Origin of the sequence: Streptomyces sp. NPDC056580, assembly GCF_042793175.1 — a bacterium.
Taxonomy (GTDB): Bacteria; Actinomycetota; Actinomycetes; order Streptomycetales; family Streptomycetaceae; genus Streptomyces.
This window is the reverse complement of record NZ_JBHTVE010000012.1, coordinates 137892-161396: the sequence shown is the minus strand read 5'-3', so window position 1 is coordinate 161396 and position 23505 is coordinate 137892. Positions and strand designations below refer to the sequence as shown.

The 23505-nt window shown below is 72.0% G+C and carries 20 protein-coding genes; 9 read left to right on the top strand and 11 right to left on the bottom strand.

The window, feature by feature from the left end:
• Positions 1-33 precede the first annotated feature (33 nt).
• The 3 genes from ACFQ9Z_RS26520 to ACFQ9Z_RS26510 form a co-directional block, all read right to left on the bottom strand.
• A complete protein-coding gene (locus tag ACFQ9Z_RS26520; RefSeq protein ID WP_383023480.1) occupies positions 34-1140 on the bottom strand; it encodes an amidohydrolase family protein in 1107 nt (368 codons plus the stop codon).
• Positions 1141-1240: 100 nt separating this feature from the next.
• Entirely contained in the window at positions 1241-1573 is a 333-nt protein-coding gene (locus tag ACFQ9Z_RS26515; RefSeq protein ID WP_383023477.1) for a hypothetical protein, read from the bottom strand.
• A gap of 69 nt (positions 1574-1642) precedes the next feature.
• Positions 1643-2632 carry a heme o synthase gene (locus tag ACFQ9Z_RS26510; RefSeq protein WP_383023474.1) on the bottom strand — a complete coding sequence of 330 codons (990 nt, stop codon included), beginning with the start codon at positions 2630-2632 and terminating at the stop codon, positions 1643-1645.
• Between the two features lie 378 nt (positions 2633-3010).
• On the opposite strand from ACFQ9Z_RS26510, the gene tkt reads away from it, so the two are divergent.
• The 6 genes from tkt to ACFQ9Z_RS26480 all read left to right on the top strand — a co-directional run bounded on the left by tkt (position 3011) and on the right by ACFQ9Z_RS26480 (position 10306).
• Positions 3011-5098, top strand: a complete 2088-nt coding sequence (gene tkt, locus ACFQ9Z_RS26505; RefSeq protein WP_383023471.1) for a transketolase — start codon at positions 3011-3013, stop codon at positions 5096-5098.
• Between the two features lie 33 nt (positions 5099-5131).
• Positions 5132-6250: a transaldolase gene (tal, locus tag ACFQ9Z_RS26500; protein ID WP_383023468.1), complete on the top strand. Its 1119-nt coding sequence runs from the start codon at positions 5132-5134 to the stop codon at positions 6248-6250.
• 1 nt (position 6251) lies between these two features.
• Positions 6252-7790, top strand: a complete 1539-nt coding sequence (gene zwf, locus ACFQ9Z_RS26495; protein WP_383023465.1) for a glucose-6-phosphate dehydrogenase — start codon at positions 6252-6254, stop codon at positions 7788-7790.
• Positions 7787-8833: a glucose-6-phosphate dehydrogenase assembly protein OpcA gene (opcA, locus tag ACFQ9Z_RS26490; RefSeq protein ID WP_383023462.1), complete on the top strand. Its 1047-nt coding sequence runs from the start codon at positions 7787-7789 to the stop codon at positions 8831-8833. The genes zwf and opcA overlap by 4 nt, the downstream gene beginning before the upstream one ends.
• Positions 8830-9612 carry a 6-phosphogluconolactonase gene (gene pgl, locus ACFQ9Z_RS26485; RefSeq protein WP_383023457.1) on the top strand — a complete coding sequence of 261 codons (783 nt, stop codon included), beginning with the start codon at positions 8830-8832 and terminating at the stop codon, positions 9610-9612. Before opcA ends, pgl begins: the two co-directional genes overlap by 4 nt.
• A 196-nt stretch (positions 9613-9808) precedes the next feature.
• Positions 9809-10306: a lamin tail domain-containing protein gene (locus ACFQ9Z_RS26480; RefSeq protein WP_383023453.1), complete on the top strand. Its 498-nt coding sequence runs from the start codon at positions 9809-9811 to the stop codon at positions 10304-10306.
• 73 nt (positions 10307-10379) lie between these two features.
• On the opposite strand, the gene ACFQ9Z_RS26475 is transcribed toward ACFQ9Z_RS26480, so the two are convergent.
• The 5 genes from ACFQ9Z_RS26475 to ACFQ9Z_RS26455 form a co-directional block, all read right to left on the bottom strand.
• On the bottom strand, positions 10380-11219 hold the full coding sequence (locus tag ACFQ9Z_RS26475; RefSeq protein ID WP_383023450.1) for a carbohydrate ABC transporter permease: 840 nt from the start codon (positions 11217-11219) through the stop codon (positions 10380-10382).
• Positions 11216-12574 (bottom strand): ABC transporter permease subunit, encoded by a 1359-nt coding sequence (locus ACFQ9Z_RS26470; RefSeq protein ID WP_383023446.1) that lies wholly within the window; start codon positions 12572-12574, stop codon positions 11216-11218. The genes ACFQ9Z_RS26475 and ACFQ9Z_RS26470 overlap by 4 nt, the downstream gene beginning before the upstream one ends.
• Positions 12575-12582: 8 nt before the next feature.
• On the bottom strand, positions 12583-13908 hold the full coding sequence (locus ACFQ9Z_RS26465; protein ID WP_383023443.1) for an ABC transporter substrate-binding protein: 1326 nt from the start codon (positions 13906-13908) through the stop codon (positions 12583-12585).
• Between the two features lie 49 nt (positions 13909-13957).
• The gene (locus tag ACFQ9Z_RS26460; RefSeq protein WP_383023441.1) at positions 13958-15619 is read right to left on the bottom strand and encodes an alpha-amylase family glycosyl hydrolase; all 1662 of its coding nucleotides are present in this window, start codon (positions 15617-15619) and stop codon (positions 13958-13960) included.
• A gap of 142 nt (positions 15620-15761) precedes the next feature.
• Complete coding sequence (locus ACFQ9Z_RS26455; RefSeq protein WP_383023438.1) at positions 15762-17033, bottom strand: ABC transporter substrate-binding protein; 1272 nt, start codon at positions 17031-17033, stop codon at positions 15762-15764.
• Positions 17034-17162: 129 nt separating this feature from the next.
• Here ACFQ9Z_RS26455 and ACFQ9Z_RS26450 point away from each other — a divergent pair, with 129 nt between their 5' ends.
• Genes ACFQ9Z_RS26450 through ACFQ9Z_RS26440 form a run of 3 tightly spaced genes read left to right on the top strand, consistent with a single transcriptional unit; the run spans position 17163 to position 20748 of the window.
• Positions 17163-17678: a PadR family transcriptional regulator gene (locus ACFQ9Z_RS26450; protein WP_365296977.1), complete on the top strand. Its 516-nt coding sequence runs from the start codon at positions 17163-17165 to the stop codon at positions 17676-17678.
• Positions 17675-18424 carry an ABC transporter ATP-binding protein gene (locus tag ACFQ9Z_RS26445; protein ID WP_383023435.1) on the top strand — a complete coding sequence of 250 codons (750 nt, stop codon included), beginning with the start codon at positions 17675-17677 and terminating at the stop codon, positions 18422-18424. Before ACFQ9Z_RS26450 ends, ACFQ9Z_RS26445 begins: the two co-directional genes overlap by 4 nt.
• Before the next feature lie 41 nt (positions 18425-18465).
• The gene (locus ACFQ9Z_RS26440; protein WP_383023432.1) at positions 18466-20748 is read left to right on the top strand and encodes an FtsX-like permease family protein; all 2283 of its coding nucleotides are present in this window, start codon (positions 18466-18468) and stop codon (positions 20746-20748) included.
• A gap of 61 nt (positions 20749-20809) precedes the next feature.
• Here ACFQ9Z_RS26440 and pgi read toward each other — a convergent pair whose 3' ends face one another.
• The 3 genes from pgi to secG all read right to left on the bottom strand — a co-directional run bounded on the left by pgi (position 20810) and on the right by secG (position 23484).
• Positions 20810-22462 (bottom strand): glucose-6-phosphate isomerase, encoded by a 1653-nt coding sequence (gene pgi, locus ACFQ9Z_RS26435; protein WP_383023429.1) that lies wholly within the window; start codon positions 22460-22462, stop codon positions 20810-20812.
• A gap of 245 nt (positions 22463-22707) precedes the next feature.
• The gene (locus ACFQ9Z_RS26430) at positions 22708-23043 is read right to left on the bottom strand and encodes an RNA polymerase-binding protein RbpA (protein ID WP_003976875.1); all 336 of its coding nucleotides are present in this window, start codon (positions 23041-23043) and stop codon (positions 22708-22710) included.
• A 210-nt stretch (positions 23044-23253) separates the two neighbouring features.
• Positions 23254-23484 carry a preprotein translocase subunit SecG gene (gene secG, locus ACFQ9Z_RS26425; RefSeq protein WP_268894183.1) on the bottom strand — a complete coding sequence of 77 codons (231 nt, stop codon included), beginning with the start codon at positions 23482-23484 and terminating at the stop codon, positions 23254-23256.
• Positions 23485-23505 lie beyond the last annotated feature (21 nt).

Below are 23505 nucleotides of genomic sequence, written 5' to 3'. Positions count from 1 at the left end.
AGTCTGCACGGGACCCGCGACGCGGCGCGCCCCTCAGTCCAGCGCGTAGACGCGGCGCGCGTTGTCCGCGGCGACCATCCGGGCCACCCGCCGGGCGTCGTCCAGGGACCACGCGTCCTCGGCGACCCAGGCGCCCAGCACCCGCTCCAGGGCCTCGCGGAACAGCCGGGCGCCGACGACGTGCAGCTCGGGCAGGCCGCGGGCGCCGCTGGAGAAGAGGATCTTGCCGAACGGGGCCAGCTCCAGGATCTCGGCGAGGACCGCGACCGCACGGGCGCCGGTGCGCACCAGGGCCGCGCCCGAGTCGGCGTACACGTGCGGGAAGACCCCGGCGAGGTGGGCGGCGTGGCGGTGGTGCGGGTGGCCGTGCAGCAGGATCAGATCGGTGCCGAGCCCGGCCGTGGCCCGGGCGAAGTCGGTGAGCAGCACCGGGTCGGCGCGGTCGACGCGCGAGCCGGGCTCGCCCGGGCCGGCGTGGAGCTGCAGGGGCCGGCCCGAGGCGACCGCGATCCACAGCAGGTGCCGCAGCAGCACCGGGTCGGTCAGCGTCCCGCCGACCCGCCGTCCGGCCAGCCAGCGGCCCGCCGCGCCGCGCACCTCGCCCGGGCCGGGCGGCTCCGGGGCGAGGGCCAGGCCGTGTCTGAGCGCGGCGACGGAGGTGAAGGCGACCGCCTCGGCGGCGGCCGCGTGCACCGACTCGGCGAGGTTGGCGAGGAAGCAGTCGACGGTGCCCGAGGTGTCCGCGACCTGTTCGGCGAGGAGTTCCAGGCGGACGATCTCGTGGGCCTCGGCGTCGCCCGCGGACGCCAGCTCCGCCGGGCCGGTGAGGTCCCCGGGCAGGCCGGTGTCGACCAGGTAGGTGGTGATCCCGCTGCCCCGCAGCAGCCGGCGGCCCGCCTCCAGCACGCCCAGTTCCCTGCGCCGGGCCAGATAGCGGGCGGGCGGGCAGTGCGGTTCGAGGCCGAGCAGCGGCGGGCACCAGCGGCGGACCGCGAAACCGGTCTGCGTGTCGAAGAGGGTGGTGCCCGGCGCGGGCGGGCCCTCGGTCCGCGCGAGCCGGGCCTCGAAGGTGCCGAGGCCCAGCTCGGTGCGCAGCACGCCGTGGCAGTACTGGTCCACGAGGGACGGCGTTTCGATCATGCGGGCTCCCCGGGGAGGCGCTGCGCTTCTCGCAGGGCCTAACGGGTGAACCCGGGATCCGGTGTCGCCCGGGTGTCGTTCGAACAGCAGGCCGCAGGCGTCAGCCGTTGGCCGGACCGCCCACCTGGATGCCCGCCATCCGGCTCCACTCGTAGCGTCCGGTGGTCACCTTGGCGGCGAACTCGCCGTCGAAGGACTCGTGGACGGTGATGCCGGCCTTCCGCACGGCCTGTTCGGCGACGGCGGTGCTGGGCGCCACCAGGTCGCCCCAGCCGCCGTCCTCGCCGACGAGCACGATGCGGGCGCCGCGCTCGCCGATGTAGGCCACCTGGCCCTCGGCGCCGCCGTGGGCCTTGGCGAAGGCGCCGATCTGCCGGGCCAGCTTCGCCGCCCTGCGCTCTTCCTTGGGGTCAACCTGCTGCGTGTCTGCCATGCACAGGATGCTACTCACGGGTAGATCGACTGGCGAGAGCAGGGCTCTGTGACGTACGCCCGGCGCGGGTCAGCGCAGGAACGGGTCGACGGCGACCGCGACGAAGAGGATGGAGACGTAGGTGATGGACCAGTGGAACAGCCGCATCTCCTTGAGCTTGACGCCGGTCACCTCGGCCTTCGCCCGGTTCTGCAGCCCGTGCGCCTCCCACAGCCAGAAGCCGCCGGCCGCGAGGGCGACCACGGTGTAGAACCAGCCCGTGTAACCCAGCGGGGTGAGCAGCAGCGAGACGGCGACCATCACCCAGCTGTAGATGACGATCTGCCGGGCGACCACCTTGTTGGAGGCGATGACCGGGAGCATCGGCACGCCCACGCGCGCGTAGTCCTCCTTGACCTTCATGGACAGGGGCCAGTAGTGCGGCGGCGTCCAGAAGAACATGACGAGGAAGAGGACGACCGGCGCCCAGGACATCGAGTTCGTCACCGACGACCAGCCGATCAGCACCGGCAGGCAGCCCGCGATGCCGCCCCAGACGATGTTCTGCGAGGTGCGCCGCTTGAGGATCATCGTGTAGACGACGACGTAGAAAAGGAGCGCTCCGAGTGACAGCCAGGCGGACAGCCAGTTGACGGTCAGCCCGAACAGCAGCGTCGAGACGACCGCCAGGGTGATGCCGAAGGCCAGGCACTCGCGCGGGCTGACCATGCCGGTCACCAGCGGCCGCTGCGAGGTGCGGTCCATCAGGGCGTCGATGTCCCGGTCGATGTACATGTTCAGCGCGTTTGCGCCACCCGCCGAGAGGTACCCGCCCACACAGGTGAGGAGCACCAGCTTCAGGTCGGGCACACCCTGCTGCGCCAGGAACATGACCGGAACGGTGGTGATGAGCAGCAGCTCGATGATCCGCGGCTTGGTCAGCGCCACGAACGCCTTGACACGGGCCCCGAACGGCCGGTGAACCGGGCTCCGGCTCGCATCGCGAACCGCACCCTCCCCCAGCGCCTGAAGGGCCTGGGAAGTGCCCCCAGGACGGGATTCGACGGCCGTCACGCACACCCCTGACAGAGACTCCCAGCGAGCCTCCCCTCGTGAAGGTCGGGTAGGGGCTCGCGCGTACCACGCCACTGTAGACGTTGCCCATACCCGGGCATTCGCGGGGGTGGGGTCGTGTTGGCGGGCCGCCCGTCAGAGGTGGGGCGGGGCTCGGTTGAGCACCCGGATGAGCGGCTGCGTATTCATCTGGCGAACGGACCGTCGGCCGGTCGGGAGGCGGATGTCCGTGAGTCCCGGCAGTCTGTAATGACCCGCAAAAACGCACGTCCTCACGGGGGTAGGCTCGAAGCGGCCGGTGGGCAGGCAGTGCACCGGCGGCCGGGCGGGGGGCACGCCCCCAGGGCCGGCGACCGATCATGTGGAGAGGAGCCCTGACCCAGGGTGAGCACCAAGCCGACCACCACAGACCTTGAGTGGACCGAGCTGGACCAGCGGGCCGTGGACACCGCCCGGGTCCTGGCCGCCGACGCCGTACAGAAGGTCGGCAACGGCCATCCCGGTACGGCGATGAGCCTGGCCCCGGCCGCGTACACCCTCTTCCAGAAGGTGATGCGGCACGACCCGGCCGACCCGGAGTGGGTCGGCCGCGACCGCTTCGTGCTGTCCGCCGGACATTCGTCCCTGACCCTCTACACGCAGCTCTACCTGGCCGGCTTCGGCCTGGAGCTGGACGACCTGAAGGCCTTCCGCACCTGGGGCTCCAGGACCCCGGGCCACCCGGAGTACGGGCACACCAGGGGCGTGGAGACCACGACCGGCCCGCTGGGCCAGGGTGTGGCCAACGCGGTGGGCATGGCGATGGCCGCCCGCTACGAGCGCGGCCTGTTCGACCCGGAGGCCCCGGCCGGCGAGTCCCCGTTCGACCACTTCATCTACTGCATCGCCGGTGACGGCTGCCTCCAGGAGGGCATCTCCGCCGAGGCGTCCTCGCTGGCCGGCCACCAGAAGCTCGGCAACCTGATCCTGCTGTGGGACGACAACCACATCTCGATCGAGGGCGACACCGAGACCGCCGTCTCCGAGGACACCGTCAAGCGGTACGAGGCCTACGGCTGGCACGTGCAGCGGGTCGCCCCGAAGCCGAGCGGCGACCTCGACCCGCACGCGCTCTACGACGCCATCGAGGCCGCGAAGCGGGTCACCGACCGGCCGTCCTTCATCGCGATGCGCTCGATCATCGCCTGGCCGGCCCCGCACGCGCAGAACACCGAGGCCGCGCACGGCTCGGCGCTCGGCGACGACGAGGTCGCGGCGACCAAGCGCGTCCTCGGCTTCGACCCGGAGCGGACCTTCGAGGTCGCCGACGAGGTCCTCGCGCACACCCGCAAGGCGCTGGAGCGCGGCGCGCAGGCGAAGGCCGAGTGGGAGAAGTCGCTGCAGGTGTGGCGGGACGGCAACGCCGAGCGCGCCGCCGAGTTCGACCGCATCGTCAAGGGCGAGCTGCCGGCCGGCTGGGAGGAGAAGCTCCCGGTCTTCGAGCCGGGCAAGGGCATCGCGACGCGTGCCGCGTCCGGCAAGGTGCTGCAGGAGCTCGGCGCGGTGATCCCCGAGCTGTGGGGCGGCTCCGCCGACCTCGCCGGGTCGAACAACACCACCATCGACAAGGACAGCTCCTTCCTGCCGCCGGGCAACCCGCTGCCGGAGGCGAACCCGTACGGCCGCACGATCCACTTCGGCATCCGCGAGCACTCCATGGCCGCGGAGATGAACGGCATCACCCTGCACGGCAACACCCGCGTCTACGGCGGCACCTTCCTGGTGTTCTCGGACTACATGCGCAACGCCGTGCGCCTGTCGGCCCTGATGCATCTGCCGGTGACGTACGTGTGGACGCACGACTCCATCGGCCTCGGCGAGGACGGCCCGACCCACCAGCCGGTCGAGCACATCGCCTCCCTGCGCGCGATCCCGGGCCTGAACGTGGTCCGCCCGGCGGACGCCAACGAGACCGCGATCGCCTGGCGCGAGATCCTCAAGCGCTACACCAAGGAGTTCGGCAAGGGCCAGCCGCACGGTCTGGTGCTGACCCGGCAGGGCGTGCCGATCTACGAGCCCGACGACGCCGCCGCGCGCGGCGGCTACGTGCTGGCGGAGGCCGACGGCGGCGAGCCGCAGGTCGTCCTGATCGCCACCGGGTCCGAGGTGCACCTGGCCGTCGAGGCCCGTGGGCGGCTGCAGGCCGAGGGCGTGCCCACGCGGGTCGTGTCCATGCCGTGCGTGGAGTGGTTCGAGGAGCAGGACCAGGGGTACCGGGACTCCGTGCTGCCGCCGTCCGTGAAGGCCCGTGTCGCCGTGGAGGCGGGCATCGGTCTGACCTGGCACAAGTACGTCGGGGACGCCGGCCGCATCGTTTCGCTGGAGCACTTCGGTGCTTCCGCCGACGGCAAGGTGCTCTTCCGCGAGTTCGGCTTCACCGCCGAGAACGTGGCCGACAAGGCCCGGGAATCCCTGGCCGCCGCCCAGCGCTGACGCTCATATACGACACGTAGGAGATGTAATTCCATGACAGACGCACTCAAGCGCCTCTCCGAGGAGGGCGTGGCGATCTGGCTGGACGACCTGTCGCGCAAGCGGATCACGTCCGGCAACCTCGCCGAGCTGATCGACCAGCAGCACGTCGTGGGCGTCACCACCAACCCGACGATCTTCCAGAAGGCGATCTCGCAGGGTGACGGCTACGACCAGCAGCTGTCGGACCTGGCCGCCCGCAAGGTCACGGTCGAAGAGGCCATCCGCATGATCACCACGGCGGACGTCCGCGACGCCGCCGACATCCTGCGGCCGGTCTTCGACGCCACCAACGGCCAGGACGGCCGGGTCTCCATCGAGGTGGACCCGCGCCTGGCCCACAACACCAAGGCGACCGTCGCCGAGGCCAGGCAGCTCGCCTGGCTGGTGGACCGCCCCAACGCGCTGATCAAGATCCCGGCCACCGAGGCGGGCCTGCCGGCGATCGCCGAGACGATCGGCAACGGCATCAGTGTGAACGTCACGCTGATCTTCTCGCTGGAGCGCTACCGCAAGGTCATGGACGCGTACCTCTCCGGCCTGGAGAAGGCCAGGGAGCGCGGCCTGGACCTGTCGGAGATCCAATCCGTGGCGTCCTTCTTCGTGTCCCGCGTGGACACCGAGGTCGACAAGCGCCTGGACGGCATCGGCACCGACGAGGCCAAGGCGCTGCGCGGCAAGGCCGCCGTCGCCAACGCCCGGCTCGCCTACCAGGCGTACGAGGAGGTGTTCGGCTCGGAGCGCTGGAGCGCGCTGGAGAACGCCGGCGCCAACCGGCAGCGTCCGCTGTGGGCGTCGACCGGTGTGAAGGACCCGGCGTACCCGGACACCATGTACGTCACCGAGCTGGTCGCGCCGAACACGGTCAACACCATGCCGGAGGCGACGCTGGAGGCCGTCGAGGACCACGGCGAGATCCGCGGCAACACCGTGTCCGGCACCTACGAGCAGGCGCGCGCCGACCTGGACGCGCTGGAGCGGCTCGGCATCGCGTACGACGACGTCGTGCAGGTGCTGGAGGACGAGGGCGTCGACAAGTTCGAGGCGTCCTGGAACGACCTGCTGAAGTCGACCCAGGCGGAGCTCGAACGCCTCGCTCCCTCGGAGGGCTGAGTTGTCCCACCTTCCCGGTTCCGGAGCGAACCCGCTTCGTGACCCCGCCGACCGACGGCTCCCGCGTATCGCGGGGCCGTCGGGTCTGGTGATCTTCGGCGTCACGGGCGACCTGTCCCGCAAGAAGCTGATGCCCGCGGTGTACGACCTCGCCAACCGGGGTCTGCTGCCGCCGGGCTTCTCGCTGGTCGGTTTCGCCCGCCGCGAGTGGGCGAACGAGGACTTCGCCGCCGAGGTCCACGACGCCGTCAAGGAGCACGCCCGGACCCCGTTCCGCGAGGAGGTCTGGCAGCAGCTCATCCAGGGGATGCGGTTCGTCCAGGGCACCTTCGACGACGACGACGCCTTCGAGCGGCTGCGCGGCACCATCGAGGAGCTGGACAAGGCCCAGGGCACCGGAGGCAACTTCGCCTTCTACCTTTCGGTGCCGCCGCGTTCCTTCCCGGTGGTCATCCAGCAGCTCAAGAAGCACGGTCTGACCGACCAGTCCTCGGGCTCCTGGCGGCGTGCGGTCATCGAGAAGCCCTTCGGCCACGACCTGAAGTCGGCCGAGGAGCTGAACAAGGTCGTGCACGAGGTGTTCGAGCCGGACCAGGTGTTCCGGATCGACCACTACCTCGGCAAGGAGACCGTCCAGAACATCCTGGCGCTGCGTTTCGCCAACACGATGTTCGAGCCGATCTGGAACCGGTCCTTCGTGGACCACGTGCAGATCACCATGGCCGAGGACATCGGGGTGGGCGGCCGCGCCGGCTACTACGACGGCATCGGCGCCGCCCGTGACGTCATCCAGAACCACCTGCTGCAGCTCATGGCCCTCACCGCCATGGAGGAGCCCGCCTCCTTCGACGCGGACGCGCTGGCGGCGGAGAAGACCAAGGTGCTCGGTGCCGTACGGCTGCCGAAGGACCTGGCCCGCAGCACCGTGCGCGGGCAGTACGCGGCCGGCTGGCAGGGCGGCGAGAAGGTCACCGGCTACCTCGAAGAGGACGGCATCGACCCCAAGTCGAAGACCGACACCTTCGCCGCGGTGAAGCTGGGGATAGACAACCGCCGCTGGGCGGGCGTCCCCTTCTACCTGCGCACCGGCAAGCGGCTCGGCCGCCGGGTCACCGAGATCGCGGTGGTCTTCCAGCGGGCCCCGCACTCCCCCTTCGACCACACGGCGACCGAGGAGCTCGGCTCGAACGCGGTCGTCATCCGGGTGCAGCCGGACGAGGGCATCACGGTCCGCTTCGGTTCCAAGGTGCCGGGCACCTCGATGGAGATCCGGGACGTCTCCATGGACTTCGCCTACGGCGAGTCGTTCACGGAGTCCAGCCCGGAGGCGTACGAGCGGCTCATCCTGGACGTGCTGCTCGGCGACGCCAACCTGTTCCCGCGCACCGAGGAGGTCGAGCTGTCCTGGAAGATCCTCGACCCGATCGAGGAGTACTGGGACCGGCACGGCAGGCCCGCGCAGTACAAGTCGGGCACCTGGGGGCCCGTCGAGGCGGACGAGATGCTGGCACGAGACGGACGGAGCTGGCGCCGGCCATGAAGATAGACCTGACCGGCACCACCGCCGGCGAGATCAACAAGGCTCTGGTCCAGGGCCGCCGCGCCATCGGCACCCCCGCCGTGGGCATGGTCCTGACCCTGGTCATCGTCACCGACGAGGAGAACGCCTACGACGCCCTGAAGGCCGCCAACGACGCCTCGCGCGAGCACCCTTCGCGCACGCTGGTGGTCATCAAGCGGGTCTCCCGGTCCCCGCGCGACCGCACGTCCTCGCGGCTGGACGCCGAGGTGCGGGTGGGCGCGGAGGCGGGCACCGGCGAGACGGTCGTCCTGCGGCTGTACGGCGAGGTGTCCGAGCACGCCGACTCCGTGGTGCTGCCGCTGCTGCTACCGGACGCCCCGGTGGTCGTCTGGTGGCCGGTGAACGCGCCGCTGGACCCGGCCAACGACCCGCTGGGCGCGCTGGCCCAGCGCCGGGTGACCGACACCTACGCCGCCGAGCAGCCGGTGCGGGAGCTGTCCGCCCGCGCCCGGGCCTACACGCCCGGCGACACCGATCTGTCCTGGACCCGGATCACGCCGTGGCGCTCGATGCTCGCGGCGGCCCTGGACCAGGTGGTGTGCGAGGTGAAGGCCGTCGAGGTGGAGGGCGAGGAGTTCAACCCGAGCTGTGAGCTGCTGGCGATGTGGCTCGCGGACCGGCTTGACGTGCCCGTCCGGCGCTCCCTGTCCGCGGGGCCGGGCCTGACGGCCGTGCGGATGGACACCAGCGGGGGCCCCATCACGCTGGACCGGGCGGACGGCTCGCTGGCCACCCTGTCCATCGAGGGCCAGCCGGCCCGCGCGGTGGCGCTGAAGCGGCGGGACACCGCCGAGCTGATCGCGGAGGAGCTGCGGCGGCTCGACCCGGACGACACCTACGCCTCGGCGCTGGCCTACGGCGTGGAGCGGCTGAGCACCGTGCCGGAGCCCGCGGCGGCGGAGCCGGCCGCGGTCGCCGAACCGGTGGAGGAGGCCGCGAAGGCGCCCGCGAAGAAGGCGGCCGCCAAGAAGGCCCCGGCACGGAAGGCGGCCGCGAAGTGAGCACTCCGCAACTGGTGGTGCACCACAGCAAGGAGCTGATGGCGCAGGCCGCCGCGGCCCGCCTGATCACGCGGATCGTGGACGCGCAGGCCTCCCGGGGCACCGCGTCCGTGGTCCTCACCGGCGGCCGCAACGGCAACGGCCTGCTGGCCGCGCTGGCGGCGGCGCCGGCCCGGGACGCCATCGACTGGGGCCGCCTGGACCTGTGGTGGGGGGACGAGCGCTACCTGCCCGAGGGCGATCCGGAGCGCAACGTCACGCAGGCCCGCGAGGCGCTGCTGGACTCCGTACCGCTGGACCCGGAGCGCGTACACGCCATGCCCGCGTCCGACGGTCCGTACGGTACGGACGTGGAGGCGGCGGCGGAGGCCTACGCGGCGGAACTGGCCAAGGCCGCCGGGCCGGAGAACCACGGCCCGGTGCCGACCTTCGACGTGCTGATGCTGGGCGTCGGGCCGGACACCCATGTGGCCTCCCTCTTCCCGGAGTCGCCGGCGGTCCGCGAGACCGAGCGCACGGTGGTCGGCGTGCACGGCGCCCCCAAGCCGCCGCCGACGCGGATCTCGATGACCCTCCCGGCGATCCGTTCGGCCCGCGAGGTCTGGCTGCTCGCGGCCGGCGAGGACAAGGCGCAGGCCGTGGCCATCGCCCTGTCGGGCGCTGGCGAGGTGCAGGCGCCGGCGGCCGGCGCCCGGGGCCGCTCGCGGACGCTGTGGCTGCTGGACGCCGCGGCGGCGTCCGGCCTGCCGCGGTCGCTGTACCCGCCGGCCTCACCGTGAGATTCGCGCATCCGTGACGGACGGGGGCGGCAGGGAGAACTCAACTCCCCGCCGCCCCCTTCGCGTTGACGCCCGGTGACACCCGGCCGATCGGCGCCTTCACACTTACGTCACTTTTCACACCGGACGTTCATGTAATCCTCATCTTTTGTGTAAGCTCCTGGCCGCATCACTCGCACCATCGAGGGGGGACCTCATGCGTATACGTTTCGCGCTGTCCGCGGCCGTCGTGGCCGGAGCGCTCGCCGTCACCGTCGCGGCCCCGGCCCAGGCCGCCGAGTACTCCTCCGCCCTGAAGGTCAAGGGCGTCCAGTACGACGCTCCGGGGCGGGACTCCAACAGCTGCGCCACCGGCAACACCAAGAGCGAGTACGTCACGATCAAGAACTACTCGCGCACCGCGACCGTGAACCTCAAGGGGTACGTGGTCAGGGACGCCACCAGCAGCAACAAGTTCGTCTTCACCAAGAACCACTACCTCGAGCCCGGCGACTACGTGAAGCTGCGCGGCGGCCACGGCACCGACTCGGACGCCAGGAACGTCGTCTACCGCCAGAACTGCAACTTCATCTGGAACAACGACAAGGACACCATCCGCCTGTACAAGCCCTCCGGCGCCCACGCGGACACCCACGCCTACACCAAGTCCGCCGACGACCGCGACGGCAACGGCTACATCACCTTCCACGGCTGACGCCGGGGAACGTCCCCACACGGACGGAGGCGGCCGGGTCGCCGGCCGCCTCCGTCCGTGCCCTCGGGCGGGGTCACTTGACCGAGCCCGCCATCACGCCCTGGACGAAGTGGCGCTGGAAGGCGAAGAAGACGATCACGGGGACCACGAGGGAGAGGAAGGCGCCCGGGGCCAGGACGTCGATGTTGCTGCCGAACTGGCGTATCTGGCTCTGCAGTTGCACGGTCAGGGGCTGGGAGGAGCTGTCGGCGAAGAGGAGCGCGACCAGCATGTCGTTCCAGACCCAGAGGAACTGGAAGATGGCCAGCGAGGCGATGGCGGGGCGCCCCACCGGCAGGACCAGCCGGGTGAAGATGCGCCATTCGCCGCCGCCGTCCATCCGCGCCGCCTCCAGCATCTCCTTCGGCATCTCCGCGAAGTAGTTGCGCAGGAGGAACACCGCGAACGGCAGGCCGTAGGCGACGTGGAAGAGGACGACGCCCGGGATCGTGCCGAACAGGCCGAGTTGGCCGAAGAGTTTGGCCACCGGCAGCAGGCCGATCTGCACCGGCACCACCAGCAGGGCCACCACCAGCAGGAACAGCGGCTCGCGCAGCGGGAAGTCCAGCCAGGCGAAGGCGTATCCGGCCAGGGCGGCGAGCACGACGACCAGGACGGTGGTCGGCACCGAGATCAGCACGGTGTTCCAGAAGGCCTGGGTGATGCCGGCGTTCCTCAGCAGCGCCGAGTAGTTGTCGAAGGACAGTTGCCCCGGGTCGGCCAGCGCCGTCCACCAGCCGCCCTTCGCCGTGTCCCGGGCGGACCTGAGCGAGGACAGGAAGAGTCCGGCGAGCGGGGTCGCCCAGACCAGGCCGACCACCACGAGGAACGCCTGGACCAGGCCGTTGCCCAGGCCGCGCCTGACCGCGTTCATCGCTGACTCCTTCGGAAGCGGCGGACGTTGAAGACCATCGCGGGGATCACCAGCAGCAGGAGCAGCACGCCGAGGGCGCTGCCGAGGCCCTGGTTGTTGCCGCCGCCGAACGACACCAGCCACATCTGGGTCGCGAGCACGGTGGCGTCCTCCTGCACCGGACCCGGGGCGATGATGTAGACGAGGTCGAACACCTTCATCACGTTGATCACGAGGGTGACGAAGACGACCGTCAGGACGGGGGCGAGCAGCGGCACGGTGATGCGGCGGAAGATCTGCCACTCGTTCGCGCCGTCCATCCGCGCGGCCTCCAGCGCGTCCCGGGGCAGGCTCGACAGGCCCGCGCCGATCAGCACCATCGCGAAGCCCGTCCAGATCCACAGGTAGGCGCCGATGATCGCCGGGGTGACCAGCGTCGGGCCGAGCCAGGAGATTCCCTGGTAGGGCGGCGCGAAGTTGGACGCGGGCAGCTTCACCGTGTACGAGCCCTCGTGGAGTCCGGTGAAGCGGAAGGAGCCGTCGGCGGACGAGGTGGTGGCCGCGACCGTCCTTCCGTCGCGCAGCGCCTCGACCCGCATACCGGGCAGGCCGCTCTCCCGCGGGTCGACCCGGCCCTGCTTCCCACCTCCGCCGGGTGTGAAGTCCAGGTAGACGACGCCGCGCAGTTCGCCGGCGGCGGCCGCGCGCCGCGCCGCGGGCCCGGCGGGCGAGGCGTCCCGGGGCAGGTCCCCCGGCAGCACCCCGACCATGGGCAGCGTGACCGTGTCGCCCGGGGAGGCGGCCGCGTGGCTGAGGTAGGACCCGTCGCGGCCCTGGTCCAGCAGCCCCTCACGGCCCCGCGCCGTCGGGTACGAGGAGGTGCCCGCGAAGGCGTCGTGCACGGAGACCACGGCGGCGTCGAGGACGCCCTTGTCCGGATCCTCGTCGTAGGCGAGCCGGAAGATGATGCCGGCGGCGAGGAAGGAGACCGCCATCGGCATGAACAGCAGCAGCTTGAACGCCGTGGCCCAGCGGACCTTCTCCACCAGGACGGCCAGGATCAGACCGAGGCCGGTGAGCAGGGCGGGGGCGACGACCACCCAGATGGTGGTGTTGCGGATGGCCTTCAGCGTCGCCGGGTCGTGGAACATCTCGGCGTAGTTGCCGCCGCCGACGAACCGGGTGCCGGAGGCGTCGAAGAAGCTGCGGCCGACGGAGAACAGCACCGGGTAGACGACGAGCGCGCCGAGCAGGAGCAGGGCGGGGAGGACGAAGAGCAGCGCGACGGTCCGGCCCCGCCGCCGGGTGCGGCGCCTGCGGGGCGCACCGGCGGCGGACGGGCTCGCCCCTTCGGCTGCGAGTGTGGTGGCGGTCATCGGCCGGGTCAGTCCTGGTAGGCCTTGGCCGCGGCGGCCTCGAGCTTCGCCGCGGTCCCCTTCGGGTCGGACGGGTCGCGCAGGAAGTCCTGCAGGAGCTTCCACTCGCCGGCGCCCTTGGTGCCGCCGAAGGCCGCCGGCGCCTGGTCGGACATGTCGAAGCGGACCGAGTCGCCGGCGCCGACGAGGGACTTGGCGGTGGCGCGGGTGACGTCGTCGCCGTAGGAGGCGAGGTCGAGCTTCCGGTTCGGGGAGAGGAAGCCGCCGGCCTTCGCCCACACGGCCGCAGCCTCGGGCGTGGCCAGGTACTCCATGAGCTTCATGCCGGCCTCGGCGTTCTTGCCGTCCTTGAGGACGACGGCCGCGTCACCGCCGCTGACCACCGGTGCGGTGCCGCCGCCGACCGCCGGGAACGGGAAGAAGTCCGCGTCCTTGCCGATGGTCCGCTGGAACTGGTCGTGGGCGACGCCCGCGACGAAGTCGCCCTCGTAGACGAGCCCGGCCTGCGGCTTGGGCCCGAACACCTTCTCCACCGAGCCCGGGAAGTCGGTGTTGAGCGCGCCCTTCTGGCCGCCCGCGACGAGCTGCTGGTCCTTGAACAGCTTGCCGAGGGTGCCGAGCGCCTGGACCACGGAGGCGTCCGTCCACTTCAGCTTGTGTGCGGCGAGCGCGTCGTACTTCTCGGGTCCGGCCTGGGAGAGGTAGATGTTCTCGAACCAGTCGGTGAGGGTCCAGCCGTCCTGGCCCGCGACGGCGAACGCGGCGAGCCCGGAGTCGGAGACGGTGTGCCCGGCCTTCAGCATCTCGTCGTAGGTCTTCGGCGGCTTCACGCCTGCCTGGGCGAGGGCGTCGGGGCTGTACCAGACGGTCGACTTGTGGGCGGCCTTGAAGTAGAGGCCGTAGAGGGTGCCGTCGACGCTGCCGTACTTCTTCCACACGGGGGCGTAGCCCGCGTCCACGGACTTCGCGGTGGCGGCGGACAGCGGCTTCAGCCAGCCCTTCTTGGCGAACTGCTGGAGCACGCCGACCTGCGGGACCATCACCACGTCGGGCGCGTTGCCGCCCTCGATCTTGCTGCCGACGACCGTGGAGACGTTGTCGCCGGTGGAGACGAACCGGGTTTCGGCGCCGGTCTTCGCGGTGAAGGCGTCCAGGACCTTCTGGAAGTTCTTCTGTTCGCTGCCGGACCAGACGCCGGCCACGGTGACCGTCTGGCCGCTGAGCGCCTTGTCGCCGCCGCCGGCCGAGACGGGGCCGCCGCCGCAGGCGGTCGCGCCGAGCGCCAGGGCGAGGGCGGTGCAGCCGGTGAGCAGGGTGGTACGTCGTCGCATCATCGTTGATGTCCCTTCGGGAGGGTGGGAGTTGACGTGGAGCGGGGGGAGGTCAGAGGTCGGTGAGCCACCAGGCGGCCGTCGAGCCGGGCAGCACCCCGGCCGGGCACGGCCCGCTGGACAGCAGGGGCGTGCCGGAGGCGGGCGCGGGCGTGGGAGAGGCGGTGAAGTTGACGGCGCAGACCAGGCCGTCGCCGCGGACGAAGCCGAGGACGCCGGGCGGGGTGTCCAGCCAGCGCAGCGTGCCCTCGCCGAGCTGGGGCAGTGAGCGCCGCAGTTGCAGCCCGTCGCGGTACAGGTGCCAGAAGGAGCGGGTGTCGGCGAGGGCGCGGTCGGTGGCGTGCTCGGCGAAGTACTCGGGCTGCGGCAGCCAGGGCTTGGCGCCCTCCGCGCCGGAGGTGAAGCCGAACGGGGAGGCCTGTCCGGACCAGGGCAGCGGCACCCGGCAGCCGTCGCGGATGCGGGCCCGGCTTCCGGTGCGGCGGAAGATCGGGTCGGTGAGCACGTCGTCGGGCAGGTCGACGACCTCGGGCAGGCCCAGTTCCTCGCCCTGGTAGATGTACGCGGCGCCCGGCAGTGCCAGCATCAGCAGGGCGGCGGCGCGGGCGCGGGCGGCACCGAGGCCGCTGCCCCCGGTGGCGGGTTCGCCGTAGCGGGTGACGGTGCGGACCTGGTCGTGGTTGTTGAGCACCCAGGTGACGGTCGAGCCGGTGCCGGCGATGTCCTGCATGGCCTCCGAGACGACCTTGCGGAAGGCGTCGGCGTCCCAGGGGGCGCCGAGCAGGTCGAAGAAGAAGGCCTGGTGGAGCTCGTCGGGGCGGACGTACCGGGCGTGTTCGCGGGCGGTGGGCACGGAGACCTCGCCGACCAGCAGGCGCTCGCGGCCGTCGCGGGCGGTGTACTCCTCGCAGGTGGCCCGCCACTGCCGCCACACGTCGTGCACCTCGGGCTGGTTCCAGGCCAGCGGGTTGACCGAGTCGCGGGTGCGGGCGTCGGCCTCGGGGTCGTCCGAGTCGGGCAGTGCGGGGTGCTTGAACAGTCCGGCGGCGACGTCGATGCGGAAGCCGTCCACGCCGCGGTCGAGCCAGAAGCGCAGGGTCCGGTCGAACTCCGCGGGCGTCTTCGGGTTCCGCCAGTTCCAGTCGGGCTGTTCGGGCGTGAACATGTGCAGGTACCACTGGCCGGGCCGGCCGTCCGCCTCGGTGACCCGGGTCCAGGCCGGGCCGCCGAACATGGCGTGCCAGTTGTTGGGCGGCTCGCCGCCGTCGGGGCCGCGCCCGTCCGCGAAGTGGAAGCGGGCGCGGGCCGCGCTGCCGGGCGGGGAGGCGAGCGCCTCGCGGAACCACGGGTGCTCGCTGGAGCAGTGGTTGGGGACGATGTCCAGCAGGACCCTGATCCCGAGCCGCCGGGCGGCCGTCATCAGCAGGTCGAACTCGGCGAGGTCGCCGAAGACCGGGTCGACGTCGCGGTAGTCGGCGACGTCGTAGCCGTGGTCGTGCTGGGGCGAGGGGTAGAACGGGCTGAGCCAGATCCCGTCGACACCGAGCTTCTTCAGGTACGGCAGTCCGGCGCGGACGCCGGCCAGGTCGCCGATGCCGTCGCCGGTGCTGTCGAGGAAGCTGCGGACGTAGACCTGGTAGATCACCGCGTCACGCCACCAATGATGCCTGTTCAACCCTGGGGCCTGTCTCTGTGAAGGGCAGCAGTTATGCATGCATGTTAGGTAGCTGTGTCGCGAGGGTGTCAATGAAGAGAACGGAAACTACTGGGGGGTTGGGTGAGCAAACCGGACTCTATCCGGGCAACCTGAGCGCAGTTGAGATGTCGGCGTTACCTAACAAGTAACTAGAGAGCCGTCATCGGCCGGCGACGGCGTCCAGTTCCCGCGCCAGCCGGCGCACCGCCGCGGCCGGCGTCTGCCGCCCGGTCAGCGCGTCGTGCACGACCGCCTGGACCACCAGGCTGACCTGGTCGTAGCGCGGGCTCCGGGGGCGCGGCTCGGCCGTCCGGACGGCGGCGCGCAGGGTCGGCAGGTACGGGAAGCGGGCGATCAGCGCGGGATCGTCGTAGAGGGCGGCGCGCACGGGCGGCAGTGAGCCCCGGGTCAGGACCTGGCGCTGGACCCGCTCGCTCGTCAGGTAGGCGATCAGCCGGGAGGCCGAATCCGGGTGCCGCGCATGGGTGTTGACGGCCAGGTTCGACCCGCCGAGGACGCTCTTGCCCGGCCCGTCGGGGCCGGGCAGCGGTACGGCGCCGATCCGGCCGGCGACCTTGGAACCCCTGGCCGAGGCGACGGCGTAGGCGTAGGGCCAGTTGCGCAGGAAGAGCAGCCGCCCGTCCTGGAAGGCCTGCTTGGACTCCTCCTCCTTGTACGTCAGCGCCGCCTTCGGGATCCAGCCCTCGCGCAGGCCGCGGGCGAGGAAGCCGATGCCCTCGCGGGCGGCGGCGGAGTCGACTGTGACGCGGGCCCCCTCGTCGCCGAGGATGGTGCCGCCCGCCGAGTACACCGCCTCGGCCGCGTTGACCGTGAGGCCCTCGTAGGGCAGGAACTGGCCCGCGTAGCCGTCCAGTCCGTACCGGGGCGCGATGGTCTTCGCGTCGCGCTCCAGTTCGGCCCAGGTGCGCGGCGGCGGCACGCCCGCCCTGGCGAGGACGTCCTTGCGGTACAGCAGCAGCCCGGCGTTGGTGACGTAAGGGACCGCGTACAGCCGCCCGTCGTACCGGGCGGTCCTGACCACCGGCTTCAGAAAGCTGCCGAGCGGGAAACGGTCGCCCGGCAGCGGGCGGATCCAGCCGGCCGCGGCGAACTCGGCGGTCCAGTTCACGTCGATGTTGAGGACGTCGAACCGGCCCCGGTCGCCGCCGCGCAGGTCGGTGGTCATCTGCGCGTACGTCTCGTCGGCGGAGTCCGGCAGTTCGACGAGGGTCACCCTCTCGCCGGGGTGGGTGCGGTTCCAGCCCCGCAGCAGCGGGCCGAGGTAGCCGGTCAGGTCGCCGGCCGTGGCCAGGGTGAGCGGTCCGCGCCCGCCGGCGCCGGTCTCGCCGGCCCGGGCGCCGGAGGCGACGTACCCCGACAGGACCACGGCGAGAACGAGGAGCCCCCTACCGGCGGCGCGCATCCACCGCATAGGTTCCTCCCTGAACACGTACACCCGGCTCCGGGCGCCCTCGCCGGGAGTCAGAGGCCATGTATACCTGTTAGGTATGGGCGATACTAGGGCCTGGAGCACATTGCCGCGGACAGGAGGAGAGCACGAGTGCGCCTGCCCCTCCTGGCACTCCTGGCGCGTGGCCCCGCCCACGGTTACGAGCTGAAGCAGGACCTTGAGCAACTGCTGGGCTCCGCGTACCCTCAGCCGAACGTCGGCCAGATCTACGTGACCCTCGGCCGCCTCGAGAAGTCGGGGCTGATCGCGGGCGAGGACGTCGAGCAGTCGAGCCGGCCCAACAAGAAGGTCTACCACCTCACCGACGCCGGGCGGGAGGCGCTGCACGCCTGGTTCGAGGAGACCGAGGACGAGCCGCGGGTACGGGACGAGTTCTTCATGAAGCTCGCCCTGGCCCCGCAGACCGGTCTCGCCGACCAGATCGCACTCATCAACCGGCAGCGGCGCCAGTACCTCAACACCATGCGCAACCTGTCGAAACTGGCCGCGGCCGAGAGCCGGGACAACCGAATCGCCCAACTGCTCATCGAGGGCGCGATGCTGCACCTGCAGGCCGACCTCGACTGGCTGGAGCGGTGCCAGGAGGAACTGGAGGGACTGGAGTGAACGACGGCTCCGTTCCGCTGCTGCGCGCCGAGGGACTGGTGAAGACCCACCACGGCGAGGGCGCGCCCGCGCACGCCGTGCGCGGGGTCGGCCTGAGCGTGGCGCGCGGCGAGTTCGTGGCGATCACCGGGCCGTCCGGGGCCGGCAAGTCCACGCTGCTGCACCTGCTGGGGGGCCTGCAGCGGCCGGACGCGGGCAGCATCTGGCTCGACGGACGGTGCACGGACTCCTTCAGCGAGGCGCGCTGGGCGGTGGAGCGCCGCAAGGCCATCGGGATCGTCTTCCAGTTCTTCAACCTGGTGTCCAACCTGTCGGTCGCGGACAACGTCGAACTGCCCGCCCTGCTCGCCGGCGTCCCCCCGAAGCGGGCCCGGGCCGAGCGCGAGGAACTCCTCGCCGAACTGGGCCTCGCGGGCAAGGAGCGCAGCATGCCCGGCGAGCTGTCCGGCGGCGAGCAGCAGCGGGTGGCGCTCGCCCGCGCCCTGGTCAACCATCCGCCGCTGCTGCTGGCCGACGAGCCCGCCGGCAGCCTGGACAGCAGGGGCACCCGTGAGGTGATGCGGTTGCTGGCCCGCTTCCACGGACGCGGGCAGAGCATCGTCCTGGTCACCCACGACGCCCGGCTGGCCAGCGCCGCCGACCGCGTGATCAGCTTCTTCGACGGCCGGATCGCCGACGACGCCGTCCTGGACGGCGCCCCGCCCCGCAAGTCCGGCACCGCGGGCGTGCTGGAGCTGAGGGACTGATGGCGCGCCGACCGTCCGGCCCCGGGACCGGGGACTGAGCCGTGCGAGCCACCCTGCGCTGGGCCCACTCCGATCTGCGCGCGCACCGCGGCGAGGCGCTGTTCATCACGCTCGCCACCGCCGGCATCGTCGCCTCGCTGCTGCTGGCCGCCGCCCTGTTCGGCTACGCCACCAACCCCTGGCAGCGGACCTTCACCCAGGCCCACGGGGCCCATGTGTGGATCCACACCGCCGCATCGGCGGACGCGCGCGAGCTCGCCCGGCTGGACGGTGTCGAGTCCGTCGCCGGCCCCTACCGCACCGAGTCCGCGACCGTCGCCGTGCGCGGCGTCCGGGCCGCCGTGGAGCTGCGCGGTACCCCCGAGCTGCCGTCGGTGGGCCGCCCGGTGCTCATCGCGGGCCGCTGGCTGGACCCGGCGCTGCCGGACGAGGTGGTACTGGAGAGCCGGCTGGCCCGGGCGCTGCTGGCGGAGCCCGGCGACATCCTCACGCTGCCCGGCACCGCCCGGACGCTCACGGTGGCGGGCATCGCGGACAGCGCCGAGCCCGGCTACAGCCCAGGCTCCCGGCCGGGGCTGGTCTGGGCCCTGCCGTCCGCCGTGCGCTCCCCCGGCGGCGAGGTGACCGGGCTGCGCCTCGGCGACCCGGCCGACACGGACTACGCGGTCCAGCGCGCCGTCACCGTGCTGGGCGCGGGCGCGGTCGGCGAGGTCTCCACCTGGCAGCAGGCGCGGGCCGCGGCGCAGGGCGAGGACCGGCTGCTCGGGCAGGTGCTCGGGCTGTTCGGCCTGGGCGCCCTGGCGGCGGCCGGGTTCGCCGTGCACGGGGCGATCGGCACCCGCATCCGCGGCCACCTGCGGGACATCTCGGTGCTGAAGGCGATCGGCTTCACGCCCGGGCAGGTGGTCCGGATCTTCCTGCTGCAGCACCTGGCGTACGCCGCGCTCGGCGCGGTGGCCGCGGCGACCCTCACCGAGGGGCTCGGCAGCCGCGTCCCGGGCAGGCTCGGCGACGCGGTGGGCGTGTGGCAGACACTGCCCGGGCACACCCTGACACTGTCCGCCGTGCCCGTGGGCGCGGTGCTGTTCATCGGCCTGACGACGGGTCTCGCCGCCTGGCGGGCGGGCCGGGTGCCGCCGGTGCCGGTGCCGCGTGCGTCCGCTCCGGCGGGCGGCCGGCTGACCGGCCTGGCGCGCGGCGCCCTGGGGCTGCGGCTGCCGGCCGCGCTCGTCCTCGGCTGCCACAAGGCGTTCGCGGGCCGCGGCCGGTCGCTGGCCGGCGTGGCCCGGCTGACGCTGCCGCTGACGCTGATCGTGGTGGCGCTCAGTGCCTGGACGACCATCGACCGGTTCCACAGCAGCCCGGAGCGGGTCGGCCTGCCGGCCGCGCTCGCGGTCCGCTCCGACGGCGCGCTGGGCGACGCCCGGGTGCGGGCCGTGCTGGCGGCCGACCGCCGGGTCGCGGCCGCCTGTCCGGGGGTCGAGGTGGCCGCGCTGGTGCCCGGCCAGACCGGGACGATCGCCCTGCGCGGCCTCGGCACCCACGACCGGCCCTACCCCTACGCCCTCGCCGAGGGCCGGCCCCCGCGCGGCCCGGACGAGGCGGTGGCCGGGCAGGGCCTGCTCGACCTGCTGCACGTACGGGTCGGCGACTGGGTGCGGATGACGGTGGGCGAGCAGCCGCAGATCCTGCACATCGTGGGCCGCAGCCTCGAACCGCAGAACGCCGGCCGGGTCGTGACGACCTCGCTGGACACCCTGCGCGAGAACGACCCCCGGCTGTCCCCCGCCTTCTATCAGCTCCGGCTGCGCCCGGGCGCCGATCCGCAGCGGGTCGCGGCCGCCCTCACCGCGGCCGGGCGAGGCCACCTGGACGTACACGCCGTGCCGAACCCCGCCGACGGACTGTCGCCGCTGCGCGCGGTCGTCGCCGGGCTGATCGCGGTGCTCGCCCTGATCGGCCTGGTCGAACTGCTCACCGCGATCGGCGGCAGCGTCCGCGAGGGCGAGCGGGACGTGCTGGCGCTGCGGGCGGTCGGCATGTCGCCGCGGCAGATCGGTGCGATCACCGTCACGGCGACGACCTGTACGGCGCTGGCGGCGGCGGTCGCCGGCACGGCACTGGGGCTGCCGCTGGCGGACCGGCTGATCGACGCCCAGGGCGTCTCCAGCGGCATCGGCGCCGGGATCGCCCAGTCTCCCCCGCCCGGTCTGCTGCTCGCGCTGGGCGCGGGCGCCGTGCTGGGGGCCGCCGCCCTCACCGCCCTGCCCGCCGCCCGGGCGGCCCGCCGGCGGCAGGCGGACACGCTGAGCGCGGCGGCCTGAGCACCGGCCCGCGGTCCGCCGCGCCGACGGGCCCGCCTCCGGCGCGGCGGACCGCGGGTGGTCAGCTACGGCCGCGCAGCTCCCGGTACCTGGCGACGAGGGCTGTGGTGGAGGGGTCCAGGCCGGGTACCTCGGCGCCTTCGGTCAGGGCCGGTTCGATGCGCTTGGCGAGGACCTTGCCCAGTTCCACGCCCCACTGGTCGAAGGAGTCGATGTTCCACACCGCGCCCTGCACGAACACCTTGTGCTCGTAGAGCGCGATCAGCTGGCCGAGCACGGACGGGGTCAGCTCGGGCGCGAGGATGGTGGTCGTGGGCCGGTCGCCGGGGAAGGTCTTGTGCGGGACCAGTTCGTCCGGCACGCCCTCGGCGCGGACCTCCTCGGCGGTCTTGCCGAAGGCCAGGGCCTGGGTCTGCGCGAAGAAGTTCGCCATCAGCAGGTCGTGCTGGCCCGCGAGTTCGCCGCTGAGCTCGCCGACGGGACGGGCGAAGCCGATGAAGTCCGCCGGGATCAGCTTGGTGCCCTGGTGGATCAACTGGTAGTAGGCGTGCTGCCCGTTGGTGCCGGGCGTGCCCCACACCACCGGCCCGGTCTGCCACGTCACCGGCCTGCCGTCACGCTGCACCGACTTGCCGTTGGACTCCATGTCCAGCTGCTGCAGGTAGGCGGTGAACCGGGACAGGTAGTGGCTGTAGGGCAGCACCGCGTGCGACTGCGCGTCGTGGAAGTCGCCGTACCAGATGCCCAGCAGGCCCATCAGCAGCGGGGCGTTGGACTCGGCGGGAGCGGTGCGGAAGTGCTCGTCGACGGTCCGGAAACCGTCCAGCATCTCCCGGAACCGGTCCGGGCCGATCGCGATCATCAGCGACAGGCCGATCGCCGAGTCCAGGGAGTAGCGTCCGCCGACCCAGTCCCAGAACTCGAACATGTTCTCCGGGTCGATACCGAAGCCGGCGACCTTCTCGGCGTTCGTCGACAGCGCCACGAAGTGCCGGGCGACGGCCTTCTCGTCGCCCAGCGCCTCCAGCAGCCAGGACCGCGCCGACGTCGCGTTGGTGATCGTCTCGATCGTGGTGAACGTCTTCGACGCGACGATGAACAAGGTCTCCGCCGGGTCCAGGTCACGGGTCGCCTCGTGCAGGTCGGCGCCGTCCACGTTGGACACGAACCGGACGGTGAGGTCGCGGTGGGTGAAGGCGCGCAGCGCCTCGTAGGCCATCGCGGGGCCGAGGTCGGAGCCGCCGATGCCGATGTTGACGACGTTGCGGATCCGCCTGCCGGTGTGGCCGGTCCACTCACCGGAACGGACCCGCCCGGCGAAGTCGGCCATCTTCTCCAGCACGGCGTGCACCCGGGGCACGACGTTCTCCCCGTCCACCTCGACCACCGCGTCCGGCGCGGCCCGCAACGCGGTGTGCAGCACCGCCCGGCCCTCGGTGACGTTGATCCGCTCACCACGGAACATGGCGTCCCGCAGGCCGAAGACGTCCGTCGCGGCGGCAAGTTCCCGGAGCAGCGCCAGGGTCTCGTCGGTGACCAGGTGCTTGGAGTAGTCGATGTACAGGTCGCCGACCTGCAGCGTGTACCCGGCGCCGCGCTGCGGATCGGCGGCGAACAGGTCCCGCAGATGGATGCCGGCCAGCTCCTGACGGTGCTCGGCGAGCGCTCGCCACTCGGGTGTCCGGTCGAGCCCGGTACGGGCGTCTGCGTTCATCTCGACGTCAGCCTTCTTTCCTGCGACCTGTCCTGTTGTGCGCCTTGCCCCGCTGCCGGTCCCAACCTAGTTGATCAGCACGGCGGACGAGCGCTCATGACGTCGTCCACGCGGGCAACAACAAGTACGTCCGGATTGCGGGCAGGTGTCGGCGCGATGGCGGCAGGCAGGCGGAAGGCGGCCGGCGCGGGTGTCCCGCGACGGCCGCGGCCGGGCGCCCGTGGGCACCCGGCCGGTTGCAAGTCTCAGATCTCGCCGCGGAGTTTGGCGAGGGCCTCGGCGAGGATCGCCTCGCCGTCCGCGTCGCTGCGCCGCTCCCGTACGTACGCGAGGTGCGTCTTGTACGGCTCGGTGCGCGGCGGGTCCGGCGGGTTGTCCCGGTCCTGGCCGGCCGGGAAGCCGCAGCGCGGGCAGTCCCAGGTCTCGGGCACCTGCGCGTCGCTGGCGAAGCTTGGCTGGGTCTCATGCCCGTTGGAGCACCAGAAGGAGATGCGCAGACGCGGCGCGGACTCGCCGCGCTCGGCCTCGCCCATCGGCCCCGCCCCGACCCGGCTACCTCGGATCGCGTTGCCACTTGCCACGGTCGTAACTCCCTGCGTAATGGTGCCGCAAAGCGAGTCGGCGTTTCGCTTCGCTGCGAGCGCCTCAGTCTACGTAAGGCCCAACGCGCGTCCAGTGATTGGAGTTACCGGCCCCGCACCTAGACGCAAGCCCCATGATAGGCCGCGCACAGGAGCGCGTACCGAACATGGGGCCTTACGTACCGAATGGATGCACCCGGGCGGCGCGGATCAGCCGTTCGACTTCATCAGCAGGCCGAGGACCACGATGCAGGCGAACCACAGGAGGCCGACCACGATGGTGATCCGGTCCAGGTTGCGCTCGGCGACCGAGGAGCCGCCGACGGACGACTGCATGCCGCCACCGAACATGTCGGAGAGGCCGCCGCCCTTTCCCTTGTGCATCAGCACCAGCAGCATCATCAGCAGGCTGAAGACGATCAGGGCGATCGAGAACCCCAGAACCACGGCTGGACCAACTTC

Bases quoted from the DNA above. Each gene is read 5' to 3' on its own strand.
- ACFQ9Z_RS26470 (WP_383023446.1), bottom strand. From the start codon at position 12,574: ATGACCGCCACCACACTCGCAGCCGAAGGGGCGAGCCCGTCCGCCGCC.
- ACFQ9Z_RS26480 (WP_383023453.1), top strand. From the start codon at position 9,809: ATGCGTATACGTTTCGCGCTGTCCGCGGCCGTCGTGGCCGGAGCGCTC.
- ACFQ9Z_RS26520 (WP_383023480.1), bottom strand. From the start codon at position 1,140: ATGATCGAAACGCCGTCCCTCGTGGACCAGTACTGCCACGGCGTGCTG.
- opcA (WP_383023462.1), top strand. From the start codon at position 7,787: ATGAAGATAGACCTGACCGGCACCACCGCCGGCGAGATCAACAAGGCT.
- pgi (WP_383023429.1), bottom strand. From the start codon at position 22,462: ATGAACGCAGACGCCCGTACCGGGCTCGACCGGACACCCGAGTGGCGA.
- ACFQ9Z_RS26465 (WP_383023443.1), bottom strand. From the start codon at position 13,908: ATGATGCGACGACGTACCACCCTGCTCACCGGCTGCACCGCCCTCGCC.
- ACFQ9Z_RS26475 (WP_383023450.1), bottom strand. From the start codon at position 11,219: ATGAACGCGGTCAGGCGCGGCCTGGGCAACGGCCTGGTCCAGGCGTTC.
- ACFQ9Z_RS26460 (WP_383023441.1), bottom strand. From the start codon at position 15,619: ATGCATAACTGCTGCCCTTCACAGAGACAGGCCCCAGGGTTGAACAGG.
- tal (WP_383023468.1), top strand. From the start codon at position 5,132: ATGACAGACGCACTCAAGCGCCTCTCCGAGGAGGGCGTGGCGATCTGG.
- ACFQ9Z_RS26455 (WP_383023438.1), bottom strand. From the start codon at position 17,033: ATGCGGTGGATGCGCGCCGCCGGTAGGGGGCTCCTCGTTCTCGCCGTG.
- ACFQ9Z_RS26515 (WP_383023477.1), bottom strand. From the start codon at position 1,573: ATGGCAGACACGCAGCAGGTTGACCCCAAGGAAGAGCGCAGGGCGGCG.